Below are 15673 nucleotides of genomic sequence, written 5' to 3'. Positions count from 1 at the left end.
GTTCCCTACGTCGGCGCGGGGACCACCGTCGGCGTCTCGGCCAGCCGGGACAGCACGATCATGCTGCGCGTCGAGGTGACGAACGACTCGGCCCGCAGCCGCTCGAGGGCCTGCTCGAGGTGCGCGATGTCGGCGGCCCGCAGGTGCACGAGCGCGTCGGCCTCGCCCGAAACCGTGTACGCCCCCACGACCTCGGGATGCCGCCGGGTCGCCACCGTGATCTGGGCCGGCGTGGTGCGCCCGGTGCAGAAGAGCTCGACGAACGCCTCGGTGGTCCACCCGACCGCGGCCGGATCGATCACCGCGGTGAATCCCTTGATGATCCCGCTCGATCGAAGGCGGTCGACGCGTCGCTTCACCGCCGGGGCGGACAACGCGACCTTCGATCCGATCTCGGCGTACGACGCGCGAGCGTCGGCCACCAGCAGCGCAACGATTCGCTGGTCAACCGCGTCCATCTGCAACGATTCACCTCCAACTCACAAGACTTCTCGCTGTTTCGTGCACCGAAGCCTACCTACGCTCTACCTCATGAGCGACACGGAGCGGATGCCGCGAGTCAGGACATATCTGATGTGTCCCCCGGAGCACTTCACGGTCGAGTACGCCATCAACCCGTGGATGGACATCACCGTCCCGGTCGACGCGGCGCTCGCGGTGAAGCAGTGGGACCTGCTGCGCACCACCCTCGTCGATCTCGGTCACACCGTGCACCTGCTCGACCCGGTCGCCGGGCTGCCCGACATGGTCTACGCGGCCAACGGCGCCTTCTCGGTCGACGGCCGGGTCTACGGCGCCCGCTTCCGCCACCCGCAGCGCGCCGCCGAGGCCGTCGCCCACCGTGGCTTCTACGAGAACTGGGAGTTCGTCGACCCCGAGCACGTCAACGAGGGCGAGGGCGACTTCGCCTACCTTCCCGGCGCGCACGGCGGCGTGATCCTGGCCGGCTACGGCTTCCGCACCGAGCCGTCCGCGCACGCCGAGGCGCAGGAGGCCCTCGGCCGCCCGGTCGTCTCGCTCCGCCTGATCGACCCGGCCTTCTACCACCTCGACACGGCCCTGGCCGCGCTCGACGACCACAACATCACCTACTACCCGGGGGCGTTCTCGCCGTCCGCGCGGCGGGTGCTGGCCCAGCTCTTCCCCGACGCGGTGATCGCCGACCGGGCCGATGCCGAGGCGTTCGGGCTCAACCTGGTCAGCGACGGCCGGCACGTGATTCTCAACACCGAGGCCATCGCCATGGGCGAAAAGGTACGTGCCGCGGGCTATGCACCGGTGCACGTGGAGCTCACCGAGCTGAAGCGTGGTGGCGGCAGCGTCAAGTGCGCGGTGGCCGAGCTACGCGCGTAGCGCCGGGTGCGGGAAGATGGATCCCATGACCGACGACAATCGCACCCCGGAGAATCAGCAGGACGGCTCCGTCATCGTGGTCGGGCCCGACGGGCGTCCGATGGGCACGGTCGAGCCCGACGGCTCGCTGACCCCCGAGGAGCCGGGAAACCTGATCGAGCAGCCGGCCAAGGTCATGCGGATCGGCAGCATGATCAAACAGCTTCTCGAGGAGGTGCGGGCCGCGCCCCTCGACGAGGCGAGCCGCGGCCGGCTCCGTGAGATCCACCAGCGGTCGATCACGGAGCTGGAAGACGGTCTCGCCCCCGAGCTGCGCGACGAGCTCGAAAGGCTGTCGCTGCCGTTCGAGGGAGACACCCCGCCGAGCGAGTCCGAGCTGCGCATCGCACAGGCCCAGCTGGTGGGCTGGCTCGAAGGGCTTTTCCACGGCATCCAGGCGGCGCTGGTCGCGCAGCAGATGGCGGCCCGGCTCCAGCTCGAGCAGATGCGCGGCGGCAGCGGCCGTCCCGCCCTGCCGATGGGCCCCGGCGGCTTCGGCGCCGGCCTGCCCAGCCAGCAGGCTCAGAGCCAGGGTGGCCCCGAGGGCCGCACCGGCCAGTACCTCTAGCGATCTCTAGAGATCGAAGACGTCCCGCAGGTAAACCGCCACGCCGTCCTCGTCGTTCGTGCGGCCGATCTCGTCGGCCACCTCGCGAACGGCGGGGTGGGCGTTGCCCATCGCCACCGAGTGTCCGGCCCAGGTGAGCAGCGGGATGTCGTTCGGCATGTCGCCGAAGGCAATCACCTCACTCGCCCCGATGCCCTGCCGCTCGCAGAGCCAGGCCAGCCCGGCGGCCTTGGTCACGCCGGTCGCCGAGATCTCCACGAGCGAGCTCTTCGACGAATGGGTGGTCTCAGCTACCCCGGCCAGCGTCTGGCTGATCAGCTCGTAGAACGGGCCCGGCTCGTGGTTGGCCGAGCGGGCCAGCAGCTTCACCGCCGGCACGGAGGTCAGCTCCTCGGGCGTGGCGAGGACGCGTACGTTGTCGTTCTCGGCCTCCCAGCGCAACGGCCAGGCCTCCTCGTACCAAAACTTCCGGCCGTCCTCGACCTCGACGGCCAGCGCGATGTCGGGCACCGCCTCGCGCAGCCGCTTGCTCACATCGAGCAGCAGGTCGACCGAGAGCGGGTCGGCGCGCAGGATCGTGTCGGTCGCCGGGTCGTAGACGACCGCGCCGTTCGCGCAGACCGCCGGAACCGGCTCGGGCATCTGGTCGTAGAGCTGCTGGAGCCAGCGGACCGGTCGCCCGGTCACGAGCACGAGCGGCACGGGGAGGGCATGGATGACGTCGAGAGTGCCCTTGCTGAGCGTCCCGTCGTCGCGGATCAGAGTGCCGTCGATGTCGGAGGCGACAAGGCGATAGGGAGGAGGCTGAGCTGACCCGCGGCGGAAAACCGATGCCAAACCGTTCATCACCTCGACAGTAACTTGTCGAGGTAGACCGCCACTCCGTCCTCGTCGTTGGCGAGGGTCACCTCGTCGGCCACCGCCATCAGCGACGGGTGCGCGTTGGCCACCGCCACGCGGCTCCACCCGGCCCAGGCGAACATCGGCAGGTCATTGGGCATGTCGCCGAAGACCAGTACGTCTTGCGGGTCGACGCCGACCGACTCGGCGACCACCGCGAGGCCGGTCCCTTTGTTCACATTCGCCGGGCAGATCTCCACGTAGTCCAGGCCGGCCTGAGTGACCGATGCCACGTCGGCCGGCACGATGCGCCGGGCCACCTCGAGGAGATCGTCGACGTGGTACTCGAAGGACCGGGCGAACGCCTTGATCACGTCGCCGGTGAGGCACTCGGCGCGGGGGCGCCGCTCGACGACCACCGGGTACCGCCAGGTGGGGTCGTAGTCGCCCCACAGCGGCGCGTCGTCGTGCTCGAGCGCCTCGACCATCACCGACAGCCGGCCCACCTCGGCCTCGAGCCGGGTGAGGGCGTCGGCGAGCATCGGGCCGGGCAGTCGCGAGCGCAGTAGGTAGGCCGACTCGGCCTGGTCGAGGACCCAGCCGCCCTGGGCGAGGACGAGGAAGTCGGCCACCCGGATGTCGTTGCGGGTGAGCGAGGTCAGGCGCGGGCCGCGCCCGGTGGCGCCGACGATCCGGATGCCGGCGGCCCGGACCCGATCGAGGACCTCGTGGGTGTACGCGGACACGGTGTCGTCGCTGCGGACGAGTGTGCCGTCGAGATCCGTCGCGATCAGCTTGGGGAGTCCAGGCTTGACCATCGATACCTCCGAGGGTGGGGCTGACCCCCGCGGAGGGCGGAAGGAAAACGGTACACCCGCCCAACTACCTGCGGCTATGACTTCCGGTGACCGACGGATGTATTACCCGTTAGCGCGAGGGTTCCAGGACGTCCCGGCCACCGAGGTACGGCTGAAGGGCCTTCGGAACACGCATCGAGCCGTCCGGCTGCTGATGGTTCTCCAGGATCGGAATCAGCCAGCGAGTGGTGGCGAGCGTCCCGTTCAGCGTGGCGACGGTCTGCGGCTTGCCGTCCTCGTCCCGATACCGGATGTTCAGCCGGCGGCCCTGGAACGTCGTGCAGTTCGACGTCGAAGTGACCTCGCGGTACTGCCCCTGCGACGGCACCCACGCCTCGCAGTCGAACTTCCGCGACGCGCTCGACCCGAGGTCGCCGGCCGCCACGTCGATCACCCGGTAGGGGATCTCGACCTTGGCGAGCATCTCCTCCTCCATGGCGAGCAGGCGCAGGTGCTCGTCGGCGGCCTCGTCCGGCCGGCAGAACGAGAACATCTCGACCTTGTCGAACTGGTGCACCCGCAGGATGCCGCGCACGTCCTTGCCGTACGACCCCGCCTCACGGCGGTAGCACGACGACCAGCCGGCAAAGCGTTCCGGTCCCGCTTGGAGATCCAAGATCTCATTCGAGTGGTACGCCGCCAGCGCGACCTCCGAGGTGCCCACGAGATAGAGGTCGTCGGCCTCGAGCCGGTACACCTCGCTGGCGTGCGAGCCGAGGAAGCCGGTGCCTTCCATCGACTCGGGCTTGACCAGGGTCGGGGTGATCGATGGGATGAAGCCGTGCTCGACGGCCTGGGCGATCGCCATCTGCAGCATGCCGAGCTGGAGCAGCGCGCCCACCCCGGTCAGGAAGTAGAAGCGCGAGCCCGACACCTTCGCGCCGCGCTCGGTGTCGATCGCCCGCAGGCCCTCGCCGATCTCGAGGTGGTCCTTGGGGTTCTCGATCTCGGGTCGATCGCCGACCTCGCGCAGCACGACGAAGTCGTCCTCGCCGCCGGGAGGGACGCCATCTTGCACCACGTTGGGCACCGCGAGGTGGGCCTGGCGCAGCGCGTCGTTGGCCGTGCTCGCCGCCGCGTCGGCCGCCTTGACCTCGGCCGCCAGCTCCTTGGTGCGGGCCAGCAGGGTTGCCCGCTCGTCGGGCGAGGCCTTGGGGATGCGCTTGCTCAGCGAATTCTGCTCGGACCGCAGGGCCTCGAAGCGCTGGGTGGCGGCCCGGCGCTCCTCGTCGGCGCGCAGCAGGTCGTCCACCGCCTCGGTGGGCTCGCCGCGCAGTCGCTGGCTGGCGCGGATCAGCTCGGGGTCCTCGCGGAGCAGGCGCAGGTCAATCACGATTGACGAGCCTACCGGCGCGCCCATCCGGTCAGCACCCGACTATTCCCGTTTCCGGATTTGGGCGCGTCCGTCACGATCGGCTGGGCTTGTCGCGGTCGTCCCCGAGCGAGGTGAACGGCTTTGCCGGCCCGACCGTCAGCTCGAGCGGCTGGTCGGCGGGTGGCTCCTCCTCCCGCGGGGCGGGCGGGCGGCGCCACCGCCAGGCCGAGTCGTCGGTCGCGGCGGGGGCCTCGGCCGACGCGGAAGGGACGGCGTCAGGCTGATGCCGCTCGGCGAGGTACAGGGCCGTTATGGCCAGCACCACCCCGGCCACCGCGCACCACAGGCCCCGCCCGTACGTGAACTGCACCTGATCTTTATCGAACTGGAGCGTGTAGAGGTCGGGAACCGTGCGGCTCTGATCGCCCAGGGATGTGGCGGTCGCGAAGAGCAGGGCGATCATCGTGCCGGCGACGCTCATGCCGGCCAGCCGCGCCCAGTGGCGGCCCGCGGCCGGGCCGAACAGGGTCAGCACCACGGCGCACACCAGCGGGAAGAGGCCGACCAGGTAACCGGTGCCGAGGGCGCCCAGGTCGATGATGTCGGTGGCGATCGGATGCGCGCCGACCTCGCCGCCGGACACCTCGGCGTCCACCGTGGTGACCTGCCACTCGGAGATCAGCGAGGCGAGCAGCGCGACCGCGCCGAGAGCGGCGGTCAGCGGCACGATGCGGCGGTCGGTGACCATGGCCCGGCCGAGGCCGGCCGTGCTCCAGCGCCGCCGCGACGGGCGTGCGTCGTCGCCGAACTCGACCACCTCGTCGTCGGGCGGAACGGGGGGCGGCTCGTCGAGATCGATCGGCCGGTGCTCGGGGGGCATGTGACCCATGATGACCGGTGCCCGGTCGCCCGGCCAGCGGCCGTCCGATGGACTAGCGTTCTCGATATGCCTATTCGCACTGCTACGGCCCGCTGGGAAGGGAACCTCACCGAGGGTTCCGGCACGATCAAGACCGGCAAGGGCGGTTACCAGGGGAACTACTCGTTCAAGTCGCGCTTCGAGGAGGGCGAGGGGACGAACCCCGAGGAACTGATCGCCGCCGCGCACTCCGGGTGCTTCTCGATGGCGTTCTCGAAGGGCCTCGCGGACGCCGGTTTCACGCCCACCTCCGTCGACACCACGGCGAAGGTCCACCTCGACAAGGGCGACGCCGGCTTCGGCGTGACCCGCATCGACCTCGAGACCGTGGGCAACGTCCCCGGCATCGACGAGGCCACCTTCCAGAAGATCGCCGAGGGCGCCAAGGAGAACTGCCCGATCTCCCGGCTGCTGTCCCCCGGCGCCCAGATCACGCTGAGCGCCAAGCTCGCCTGATCCGTACCGCCTGAAGGCCGATGCGGCCGGGACTCGACCAATCCCCGACCGCATCGGCTCACCCAGCCACGTCCTCGTGTGGGCACAATGGTCGGCGTGCCCGTCGACATGAGTCGTGAACGTTTCGAGGAGCTCGTCGGTGAGGCGCTCGACGAGGTTCCGGTCGAGCTGCTGTCGATGATGAACAACGTGGTCGTGCTCGTCGAGGACCGTCCGCCGGACGGCAGCGACGACCTGCTCGGCCTGTACGAGGGCACGGCGCTGACCGATCGCGGGTGGGACTACGCGGGCGTGCTGCCCGACCGCATCACGATCTACCGGCTGCCGACGCTGCGCATCTGCGAGAGCGAGACCGACGTCATCGACGAGGTCGCCATCACGGTGGTGCACGAGATCGCCCACCATTTCGGCATCGACGATCACCGTCTGCACGAGCTGGGTTGGGCGTAGGTCCTACTCTGAGATCACATTTCTTTCAGGAGGACAGGCTTCATGCGCAGCGAACTCTTTTCGGCCGAGAACCTCGAGAAGGAATCGGCCCAGCCCGGCCTTCGGCTGCAGAACTCCAAACTGCTCAAGGCCGAGCTGAACGGCGACTTCATGGCTCGCCAGGGCTCGATGGTCGCCTACCAGGGCAACGTTCAGTTCGAGGCGCTCGGCTCCGGCGGTATCGGCAAATTCATCAAGCAGAAGCTCACCGGCGAGGGCGTGCCGCTGATGCGCGTGCGGGGCCACGGCGACGTCTTTCTCGCCGACCGGGCCGCCGACGTCCACCTCATCGACCTCGAGCAGGGTGACACGCTCTCGATCAACGGGTCGAACGTGCTCGCCTTCGACTCGACCCTGCAGTACGACATCAAGATGGTCGGCGGCGCCGGGATGATGTCCAACGCCGGCCTCTTCAACTGCGTCTTCTCCGGGTACGGCCGGATCGCTGTCACCACCAAGGGCACGCCGGTGGTGTTGAGCGTCGACCAGCCCACCTACGTCGACCCGCAGGCCGCGATCTGCTGGTCGGCGAACCTGCAGACCGGCTACCACCGCGCCGAGCAGATGGGCCTCGGCACGCTGCTGGGGCGCACCACCGGCGAGCGTTACACGATGAGCTTCGCCGGCCAGGGCTTCGTGGTCGTGCAGCCCTCCGAGGAGCCCCCGGGCGGCCTGATCGCCGGCACCGGCAGCGGCCAGCAGTCCGGCCAGGGCGGCGGCCTCCTCGGCAACCTGCTCGGAAATTGAGGTTTAGATCTCGCCGGCTCGGAGGCGTGCCAGCCACGCCGCCGAGTCGGCGAAGTCGGCATCGGTGAGGCCTGGCAACCCCGGCGGCGGGTCTTCGTGGTGGAGCCGGTGCCGGGGGTAGCTGCCCAGGAAGCGGACCTCGGCGCAGATGCGGCGCAGGCCCTGCAACGCCTCGCCCATCCGGGTCTCGGCCACGTGGCCGGTGCAGTCGAGGAAGAAGAAGTACGTCCCCAGCTGCTCACCGGTCGGGCGCGACTCGATGCGGGACAGGTTGATGCCGCGGACCAGCAGCTCGGTGAGCACCGCGAGCAGCGCACCCACCTGGTCGTGCCGGATCGAGACGGCCAGCGAGGTGACGTCGTCGCCGGTCGGCTCGCCCACCGGGCCGGGCCGGCTGAGCAGCGCGAACCTGGTCACCGCGTCGGCGTGGTCGGCCACCTTGTCGGCGAGCACCGTCAGGTTGTTGCGCGGCACCCCGATCGGCGCGCACAGGGCCGCGTCGTACTCCCCGGCGGCGGCGCTGATCGCGGCCGTGGCGTTGGACAGCACGTCGACCACGACCGCGTCGGGCACATGGGCCAGCAGCCAGTTGCGGCACTGGGCGGAGGCCTGCGGGTGCGCGGCGACCGTGCGGATCGAGGCGAGCGGGGTGGGCTCGCGAGCGGCCAGCACGAACTCGACTGGGATCACCACCTCGCGGGTGATCACCAGCGGATTGCCCGTGACCAGCTCGTCGAGGGTGACCGGGACGGCGCCGCCCACCGAGTTCTCCAGGGGGACGAGGGCCGCGTCGGCGTCGCCGGCGCGCACCGCCTCGAGCGCCTCGGGGACGCTGCGCGCGGGCGTGCGCACCCCGCGCTCGGCGGCGGGCAGGGTGCGAAGAGCCGCCTCAGTGAAGGTGCCCTCCGGACCGAGGTAGACGAAGCGTGACGGTGGCGTTCCCGGCATGCCGGCAGTCTAGCGAGCCGGCCCGTCAGTAGCCGCAGGCCAGGACGCGGATCCCCGGCGGCGCCTTGGTCTGCACCTGGTTGATGCACACGTCCGAGCCGGCCGTGACGAACGCGAGCGTCGTGTCTTTGCCGGTGGCCACCACCATCAGCGGCTCGAGCTGGTCCTCGTTCGAGCCGGTCACCTCGACCGTGGTGAACGACCAGTTTCCCGAGCAGTAGGGCCCGGAGTCGACCTGGAGCGTCACTTTCGGGATGCCCTTGCGGCCCTTGATCAGCGCGAGGATCTGGGGGCCGGTGGGTGAGCCGGCGCAGAGCGCGGCATGCGATGGCGTCGGCGTCGGCGACACCGTGGTTGCTGGCGTCGTATACGTCGGATACGTATAAGTCGGATATGTCGGGTAGGCGCCGAGGGTTGGCGCGGTCGCGGTCGCGGTCGGGGCGGTCGTGGTCGCGGGCAGGCCGGGCAGCGCGGACGGTGGCAGGGAGAGCGGAGCCGCGCTGGGGCTGGCGAGCGGCGGCGACTTGAGCGGCGGCTGCGGCGGGGTGCCACAGGCGCTCAGGAGCGTCAGGGCGCCGAGAAGCAGAACGCCCAGGGGGATGAGACGCGTGCGGCGGGACACGCCGCACATGGTAGGCGCGCCCGATTCAGGAGGCTATGCGGTGCCCCGCGGCCAGCAGCGTGTCGACCGCCTCGGACAGCCGCACGGCGGGCACCAGCAGGTAGTCGGTCGAGTACGTCGAGAAGGTCACGATGTTGACCCGGGCGTCGGCGAGCGGCCCGATCAGCGAGGCGAGCACGCCCGACAGGGCCAGCTCGACCTGGCTGGCCACGCGTAGACATCGCCAGGCCGTGTCGGCCACCGCGCCGTCCGGCACCCGGTCGGCCGGGCAGATGATCGACAGCTCGTCGGGCGCCCAGCTCAGCGCGATGACGCTCTTGTCGTCCGGACCCGCGGCCAGCGAAGCCGGAATCGGCGAACCGGCCGGCAGCCGGCACACCGCGTACTCCTCCGGTAGCAGATCTAGATCGAGCATGAGGGCAGACTACGTTTCGAGATCAGCCCTTGCCCAACCCCCGAAGGTGCGGCAATCACCACACCAGTGGAAATCAGCGCACCGAGGCAAAGAAAGTCAGCGAACCGGCCACCCGTTCGCCGCTCAGCAGCGGCGTGGTGATCGCGTCGACGGTCAGCGGCGGCTCGCCGGGGACAGCGGCCGTGCGCAGCAGGCCGCGGGCCAGCCGCTCGCTGCGGATGGCAAGCAGCGGCGGGATCTTTTCGACGTCGGTCTCGTCGAGCTCGCCGGCGCCGGCCGTGAAGTCGATCAGCCGTAGCGCCGCGCCGAGCGGCTGGCCGGTCACCTCGGCGGGCTTACCCAGGCCGAACAGCTCGCAGCACGAAGCCGACACGGCCAGGATCGTGGTGGACGTGTCGATCACCAGACACGGCTCGGCCGCCTCGGCCACCGCGGACGTCCAACGCTCGAGACTCGGGACGAACTCGGCCTCGGCCGGTGTGCGCGCCTGGGGCACGAACGCTCCCGACAGGGAGAGCTCGACGTGTGCCACCCGGTCCTCCTCGTTCCCTCGGATCGGCGGGCGACGCCGCCGCGTCAGCGGCGGCGACCCGTCGAATACACCGGGAGGAACGTTACCGGCGTGCTGTCCGCTTGTCAGCGGCCGTTTGTCCGTCGGGGTGCCACCGGTAGTCACCGGCCGGGCGATAGGGCGCGTTTGCCCAGGTACCGGGGTGATTGGCGACGGCTGAGAGCTTGCTGGCGGTGGCCGGCGAAATGCGCGCGCCACCCGCGATGAGCAGGCGGTCGAGTTCCTTGTCGGTCGAGACCAGGACCTCCTTGGGCAGGCCGTGCACGCTGATCACGCCGTTGCCGACGAATGTCAGCACCGGGGTGACCGGCACGGTCAGGCCGACCGCGGCGGACAGCGCCTTGCTCGCCCGGCGGGCCTCACGGCGGGCCTCGGCGATGTACTGCGGGCGCTTACCGTTGATCTGCACGACGTCGCCGGCGATCAGCACGCGGGCACGGCCGTGGTCGGCCACCGTCACGGCGTACACGCCGCCGGGGCCGATGGCGAGGAAGCCGGCACGGTCGTCGGCGAGGTCGGGCTCGTAGTAGCCCTGCGCGTCGGTACGCGGCCAGTCGACGATGTGCCAGTTGGGTCCGAGACGGTCGAGTCGGGTCAGCGCGCGGTTTCCGGCTGCCTCGAGACGGCGCGCGTCACGTTCGGCGCGGCGACGGCGGGCCCAGTCGGCGGGCGTAGGGCGCGGAGTGTCAATAGCGGTCGCGGCCGCGGGGTGGCGGCTTATCGCGGGGGGCGCCTTGACGGGTACGGGCAGAGCAGGGCGCGGGAAGACAGTCACTGCGACCTCCGGCAAAAGGTCTCTTCGGGCTCTCTAGTCACTACCGTACGTGCTCGCCCCCACACGGAAGCAAGACATCGGGGTGAAAGAGAGACGAGTGAGTCGGGATGAATCAGACATTCATGCACCGCAACTTCTTGCGGATGGTGCATCTTGCGTCGTCTCCCCGGTTCGGCAGCTTCAAGCACAAAGTTAGCCTCACCTTCGCTCTCGTGCACCGATGTCCCATGATCTAGTCAGAACGTCATCGGTCAAATGCGAGGAGTACCGAGATGGTTCACTATGTCGACAGTGAAGTGAGCCCCCTTCGGACCGTCCTGCTGCACCGGCCCGGAGCCGAGCTCGCCCGCCTGACACCCCGGAACAACGACTCGCTTCTCTTCGACGGCATCCCCTGGGTGGGCCGCGCTCAGGAGGAGCACGACGCGTTCGCCTCGGCACTGCGCGAACGCGGGGTCGAGGTGCTCTACCTCGGCGATCTGCTGGCCGAGACCCTGACCATCCCCGAGGCGCGTGACGAGCTCACCGAGGCGGTGCTGGACGACCGGCGGCTCGGCGACACCCTGCGGGCAGGTGTCCGCGGCTACCTCGCCGACCAGGACCCGAGCCGGCTCGCCGAGGTGCTGATGGCCGGTCTCGCGCATGGCGAGCTCAAGCCGGGGCCGCGGGGGCTCGTGTACGAGCTCATGGACCCCCACGACTTCGTGATCGACCCGCTGCCCAACCTGCTGTTCACCCGCGACTCCTCGGTCTGGGTGCGCGACCGGGTCGCGGTCACCAGCCTCGCCATGCCGGCCCGCCGGCGCGAGACGACCCTCACGAGGGCGATCTACCGCCACCATCCGCGCTTCGCCGGGGTCGAGCTGCTGTACGACCCGGCGCTCGAGCACGTCGAGGGCGGGGACGTGCTGGTGCTGGCGCCCGACGTGCTGGCCATCGGGGTCGGCGAGCGCACCACCCCGGCCGGCGCCGAGCGCCTCGCCAGGAAAGTCTTCGAGGGGGGTCTGGCGCACACGATTCTGGTGGTGCCGATCGCCCAGGAGCGGGCCACCATGCACCTCGACACCGTGTGCACGATGGTCGACGTCGACGCCGTCGTCATGTATCCGAACGCGGCCGACTCGCTGCGGGCGTACACGGTCATCGCGGACGCCGACGGTGAGCCGCACGCCGGGCCGCCACGCCCGTTCCTCGAGGCCGCCGCCGATGCCATGGGCATCGAGCGGCTGCGCACCATCGAAACCGGCCTCGACCCGGTCACGGCCGAACGCGAGCAGTGGGACGACGGCAACAACACCCTGGCCATCGCCCCACGGCTCTGTGTCGCCTATGAGCGGAACATCGAGACGAACGCCCAACTCGAGCGCGCGGGCATCGAGGTCGTCCGCATCAGCGGCAGCGAGCTCGGCAGCGGCCGCGGTGGCCCGAGATGCATGAGCTGCCCGATCGAGCGGGCGCCCCTCACCCGGCCCGCGTGAAGTCGGCGACCCAGTTCGTCTCCCACGTCTCGCCCTGGTCGGTGGAGAACGCCTGCTCCCACCGGCACGAGTCGTCGGACGGCACCGTCCAGAGATAGCGCACCCGGATCGGCCGGCCCTGCCATTCCTCGTCGTCGTAGAACCGGCCGATTCCGTCCTCGTCGAAGCGCCCCACGGTCGGCGGCAGCGTGAGGCCGGTGTCGTTGCGTGCCCAATAGATCGACCACAGCTCGGTGGCGGGGTCGAACAGCCGCAGGGTGAGGCCGGTGTACCCCTGCTCCGGGAACGCGACCTCGTCGATGTTCCCGCCACCGTCGAAGACGCTCCAGCAGCGGGTGGTCCCGCTGAACTCGTACCACTCGTCGCACCCGGACAGGATCTCGCGGAGCCGCCGCTGCTTGGAGGTCCACTCGCCAACAAGGAAATCGAAGTTCTTCGCCATGGCGCGAGGCTAGGGCCGCCCGGCTGACATCTTCTGTCAGCTATCGCACGAGGACGTGGGAGACGATCAGCTCGGGGGTCGGTGTCGGGCCCGGGACGAGGCCGGCCTTCTCGGGGAAGTCGAAGACGGCGATCTCCAGCTGGACGGGATAGTCGGGGGCCTGAGAGACCGTCTTCACCACCGAGCCGTCGACGGTGAAGGACAGATGATCCGGGCGCCATTGCACCCCGTACGTGTGAAAGGCCGCGACGTCGATCGCCAGATCGACCACCGACCAGTCCTCGGTGAGCCGCGGATCGCGGAAGCGGTGCAAGCCCATCCCCACGCCCTGGGGGCGGGTGCCGAAGACCTCCATCACGCAGATCTCGCCCGACTTCGACGGTTCGTCCTCGATGCCGGAGAGCCAGAACGCCACCATCGACCGCGGCGTGATGATGCCGCGCATGCGGATCTCGATGTCGCCGTAGAGCGGCGTGCATCCCCAGAACGCCGGCTGTTCCTCGCGGACGCGCTGGCCGTCGAGGAACGGCTGGCCGCCGATCGTGCTGCCGACCGGGCCCGAGAAGTTGGCGCTCTGGATGCCCGACACCCGCAGCGGCGTCTCGTGCACTCCCTCGGCCCACAAAGGCTGGTCGGGCCGGATGCTCAGACGCAACGAGCCGCCGCCGACCGCATACGTCGCCGCGGTGGCCGCGCGGGAGCTCCAATGGGGCAAATACCACGGAACCCAGACGGAGCGGTCCAATCGATCGGCGGTGAACCGCTCCGCGAGGGAAGACATCTCAGCGCAGCGTCAGCTGCCGGCCGATCAGGCCCTGCCGGGCGCGGCGGGCGTCGGCGTCGAGCGGGCCCGTCTCGGCCAGGATGTCGGCGTAGCGCTTCGCGAAGTCGGCGAGCGGCGCCTCCCAGTCGGCCGCCTCGGGCTCGCCGGGGATGTCCCAGACCGGCACCAGCAGGCCGTGCGCCCGGAACATGCCGGCGAACTTGGTGTTCTCGCCGAGCAGCAGATCGCCGGCGGCGCTCAGCCGCGACAGCGCGTCCAGCGCCTTGTCCTCGGGCTCGGGCAGCACCCAGCGCACGTGGCCCTTGTCCGGCGCCACCCGGCACCAGTACGCGGCCCGCCCCGCCGCCAGCCGGACGGTCGGGTAGATCGAGGCGTTCGCCCGCTCGAGCGACGCCTTCACGTTCGGGTCCTCGGCCTGGTCGGCGTCGAGCCAGTACTCGAAGCCCTCCTGCATGGTCACCTCGAGCGGGCCGTCGACCAGGATGTCCTGCAGGCGCAGGCCCTGGCCGGGCAGCGCCGGCACGGACACGGTGTCGCCGGGCTCGGTGCGCAGCGCGCTGAGGATCGCCACCGCCAGGTCGCGGGAGACGTCGCCGGACTGCACGTGCCGCTGGAGGCCGATGAAGACCCGGCCATCCGTACGGGTCATCGCGGGCCACGCCATCGGCAGCACGGTCGACAGGGTGACCGGGCGGTCGCCGTACTCCTCGACGATCTCGGGCTTGAGGGTCAGCGGCGCCGAGGCGGCGGGGACCAGCTCGCGCAGGGCGATCCACTCCGGCTCGTCGGCCAGGCCCTCGAACGGCCGAGCGACGAAGATGTCGCGCACCTTTTCGCGCTTCGGTGCGGTTTGGCGTTGGTTGCGACGCTTGCTCACGGCTCGACAGCCTAGGCGGTGCCCTCCGGCTCAAGCCACTCAGGCGCGCGGGAGTCGCACCTCGGCGGTGGTGCCTCCACCGTCTCGCGGCCGCAGGGACACCCACCCTTGTTGCCGCTCGACCAGACGGCGTACGAGGTAGAGCCCCAGCCCCGCGCCGGGGTGACGCCGCCGGTCGCCCGCCTCGGCCTGCCAGTACCGCTCGAAGGCCCGCTCGACGTGCTCGGGGCGGATGCCGATGCCGCGGTCGGACACCCGGAAGCGCAGGGTCTCGCCGTCGGCCGCCGCGCACAGCTCGATCGGGGAGTCGGCCGGCGAGTTCTTCTCGGCGTTGGTGGCGAGCTCGGTGAGGATCGTGGCGATCGAGTCGCGCTCGCCGTACGCCTTCGGCAGCTCGGCCGGCAGGTTGCCCTGCACGATGCGGCGGCGCAGGTCTTCCGGCAGCTCCTCGACGGCGTTGCGGAGCGTCTCGGGGAGGTCGAACGGCCCGGCCGTCCCGCGGCCGACCTCGCCGTCGTCGCTGGTCGCGGACAGCAGGCGGTCGACCAGCCGGGCCAGCTCGCCGGAGCGGGCGCCGATGATGCGTACGGCCTCCTGGCGGCCCTGCTCGCCCAGCGAGTCCCAGTGGTTGGCGAGCGTGTCCGCGTACCCCTTGATCACCGTCACCGGGGTGCGTAGCTCGTGGCTGGTGACGGCGAGCCAGAGGTCGCGGTTTTCCTGGCGGCGAGCCTGGTCGGGGTCGCGCGGCTGGGTGGCGTAGAGGTGGCCGAGGTAGCCGGCCAGCAGCTCGAGCACCTCTTCAAACGACTTGTCGGGTTTATCGGGCAAGTACACGTGGAGGGAGCCGCCCTCGCTCCGGGCGCCCAGGACCCGGTGGATGTCTCCGCCCGCGACCTGCTTCGCGAAGATCTCGTTGAGCTCGTGGAGCGGGATCGGGTTCCCGGAAACGCGATCGACCCGGCGCCCGATCGCCTTGACGCACGCGCCGCTGGCGGCGACCACCCGGCCGTGGTCGGCGGCGTACTCGACGAATCCCGCGCCGTCGGCGCCCAGCACCTCCTGGGCGAGGCGGACGATCCGCTGCACCAGGGGCAGCCCCACCTCGCCGGTTTTGAGCCGATCCAGGACCGCGATCTGACCACGGGTCAGCGCGGCATAGTCGGGACGCTCCGGCATGT

General features: G+C 70.3%; 20 protein-coding genes. 6 read left to right on the top strand and 14 right to left on the bottom strand.

The window, feature by feature from the left end; all coding sequences use genetic code 11:
* Positions 1-5: 5 nt before the first annotated feature.
* A complete protein-coding gene (locus ACIA5D_RS24120; RefSeq protein ID WP_396032415.1) occupies positions 6-464 on the bottom strand; it encodes an Lrp/AsnC family transcriptional regulator in 459 nt (152 codons plus the stop codon).
* A 67-nt stretch (positions 465-531) separates the two neighbouring features.
* Between ACIA5D_RS24120 and ddaH the strand changes: the two genes are divergently transcribed.
* Positions 532-1353 carry a dimethylargininase gene (gene ddaH / locus ACIA5D_RS24115; protein WP_396032414.1) on the top strand — a complete coding sequence of 274 codons (822 nt, stop codon included), beginning with the start codon at positions 532-534 and terminating at the stop codon, positions 1351-1353.
* Between the two features lie 25 nt (positions 1354-1378).
* Positions 1379-1960 carry a bacterial proteasome activator family protein gene (locus tag ACIA5D_RS24110; protein ID WP_396032413.1) on the top strand — a complete coding sequence of 194 codons (582 nt, stop codon included), beginning with the start codon at positions 1379-1381 and terminating at the stop codon, positions 1958-1960.
* Between the two features lie 6 nt (positions 1961-1966).
* Here ACIA5D_RS24110 and ACIA5D_RS24105 read toward each other — a convergent pair whose 3' ends face one another.
* The 4 genes from ACIA5D_RS24105 to ACIA5D_RS24090 form a co-directional block, all read right to left on the bottom strand.
* Complete coding sequence (locus tag ACIA5D_RS24105) at positions 1967-2806, bottom strand: Cof-type HAD-IIB family hydrolase (protein ID WP_396032412.1); 840 nt, start codon at positions 2804-2806, stop codon at positions 1967-1969.
* Positions 2806-3618, bottom strand: a complete 813-nt coding sequence (locus ACIA5D_RS24100; RefSeq protein WP_396032411.1) for an HAD family hydrolase — start codon at positions 3616-3618, stop codon at positions 2806-2808. The genes ACIA5D_RS24105 and ACIA5D_RS24100 overlap by 1 nt, the downstream gene beginning before the upstream one ends.
* A 109-nt stretch (positions 3619-3727) precedes the next feature.
* The gene (gene serS / locus ACIA5D_RS24095) at positions 3728-4990 is read right to left on the bottom strand and encodes a serine--tRNA ligase (RefSeq protein ID WP_396032410.1); all 1263 of its coding nucleotides are present in this window, start codon (positions 4988-4990) and stop codon (positions 3728-3730) included.
* Between the two features lie 73 nt (positions 4991-5063).
* The gene (locus tag ACIA5D_RS24090; protein WP_396032409.1) at positions 5064-5852 is read right to left on the bottom strand and encodes a hypothetical protein; all 789 of its coding nucleotides are present in this window, start codon (positions 5850-5852) and stop codon (positions 5064-5066) included.
* A 66-nt stretch (positions 5853-5918) separates the two neighbouring features.
* Between ACIA5D_RS24090 and ACIA5D_RS24085 the strand changes: the two genes are divergently transcribed.
* The 3 genes from ACIA5D_RS24085 to ACIA5D_RS24075 all read left to right on the top strand — a co-directional run bounded on the left by ACIA5D_RS24085 (position 5919) and on the right by ACIA5D_RS24075 (position 7583).
* The gene (locus ACIA5D_RS24085) at positions 5919-6347 is read left to right on the top strand and encodes an OsmC family protein (RefSeq protein ID WP_396032408.1); all 429 of its coding nucleotides are present in this window, start codon (positions 5919-5921) and stop codon (positions 6345-6347) included.
* Between the two features lie 87 nt (positions 6348-6434).
* On the top strand, positions 6435-6797 hold the full coding sequence (locus ACIA5D_RS24080; RefSeq protein WP_396032407.1) for a metallopeptidase family protein: 363 nt from the start codon (positions 6435-6437) through the stop codon (positions 6795-6797).
* Positions 6798-6839: 42 nt separating this feature from the next.
* A complete protein-coding gene (locus ACIA5D_RS24075; RefSeq protein WP_396032406.1) occupies positions 6840-7583 on the top strand; it encodes an AIM24 family protein in 744 nt (247 codons plus the stop codon).
* A gap of 3 nt (positions 7584-7586) precedes the next feature.
* Here the strand turns inward: ACIA5D_RS24075 and pheA are convergent, their stop codons facing one another.
* The 5 genes from pheA to ACIA5D_RS24050 form a co-directional block, all read right to left on the bottom strand.
* Positions 7587-8531 (bottom strand): prephenate dehydratase, encoded by a 945-nt coding sequence (gene pheA / locus ACIA5D_RS24070; protein WP_396032405.1) that lies wholly within the window; start codon positions 8529-8531, stop codon positions 7587-7589.
* Positions 8532-8556: 25 nt separating this feature from the next.
* The gene (locus ACIA5D_RS24065) at positions 8557-9153 is read right to left on the bottom strand and encodes a hypothetical protein (protein ID WP_396032404.1); all 597 of its coding nucleotides are present in this window, start codon (positions 9151-9153) and stop codon (positions 8557-8559) included.
* A 25-nt stretch (positions 9154-9178) separates the two neighbouring features.
* Positions 9179-9568 (bottom strand): ACT domain-containing protein, encoded by a 390-nt coding sequence (locus ACIA5D_RS24060; protein ID WP_396032403.1) that lies wholly within the window; start codon positions 9566-9568, stop codon positions 9179-9181.
* A gap of 73 nt (positions 9569-9641) precedes the next feature.
* The gene (locus ACIA5D_RS24055; RefSeq protein WP_396032402.1) at positions 9642-10100 is read right to left on the bottom strand and encodes a hypothetical protein; all 459 of its coding nucleotides are present in this window, start codon (positions 10098-10100) and stop codon (positions 9642-9644) included.
* 82 nt (positions 10101-10182) lie between these two features.
* Positions 10183-10914, bottom strand: coding sequence for a hypothetical protein (locus ACIA5D_RS24050; protein WP_396032401.1), 732 nt, complete (start codon positions 10912-10914; stop codon positions 10183-10185).
* A 272-nt stretch (positions 10915-11186) separates the two neighbouring features.
* On the opposite strand from ACIA5D_RS24050, the gene ACIA5D_RS24045 reads away from it, so the two are divergent.
* The gene (locus ACIA5D_RS24045; protein ID WP_396032400.1) at positions 11187-12392 is read left to right on the top strand and encodes an arginine deiminase; all 1206 of its coding nucleotides are present in this window, start codon (positions 11187-11189) and stop codon (positions 12390-12392) included.
* Here the strand turns inward: ACIA5D_RS24045 and ACIA5D_RS24040 are convergent.
* The 4 genes from ACIA5D_RS24040 to ACIA5D_RS24025 are packed head-to-tail and all read right to left on the bottom strand — an operon-like array spanning position 12376 to position 15671.
* A complete protein-coding gene (locus tag ACIA5D_RS24040) occupies positions 12376-12834 on the bottom strand; it encodes a hypothetical protein (RefSeq protein WP_396032399.1) in 459 nt (152 codons plus the stop codon). The genes ACIA5D_RS24045 and ACIA5D_RS24040 overlap by 17 nt on opposite strands.
* Positions 12835-12874: 40 nt before the next feature.
* Positions 12875-13615 (bottom strand): glycoside hydrolase family 16 protein, encoded by a 741-nt coding sequence (locus ACIA5D_RS24035; protein WP_396032398.1) that lies wholly within the window; start codon positions 13613-13615, stop codon positions 12875-12877.
* Between the two features lies 1 nt (position 13616).
* Entirely contained in the window at positions 13617-14495 is an 879-nt protein-coding gene (locus ACIA5D_RS24030; RefSeq protein WP_396032397.1) for a DUF5926 family protein, read from the bottom strand.
* Positions 14496-14534: 39 nt separating this feature from the next.
* Complete coding sequence (locus ACIA5D_RS24025) at positions 14535-15671, bottom strand: sensor histidine kinase (protein ID WP_396032396.1); 1137 nt, start codon at positions 15669-15671, stop codon at positions 14535-14537.
* Between the last annotated feature and the right edge of the window lie 2 nt (positions 15672-15673).

The sequence above is a fragment of the Actinoplanes sp. NPDC051513 genome (assembly GCF_044454685.1).
GTDB lineage: Bacteria > Actinomycetota > Actinomycetes > Mycobacteriales > Micromonosporaceae > Actinoplanes.
The sequence above is the reverse complement of the archived record's forward strand: the minus strand, read 5'-3'. Positions and strand labels throughout refer to the sequence as shown.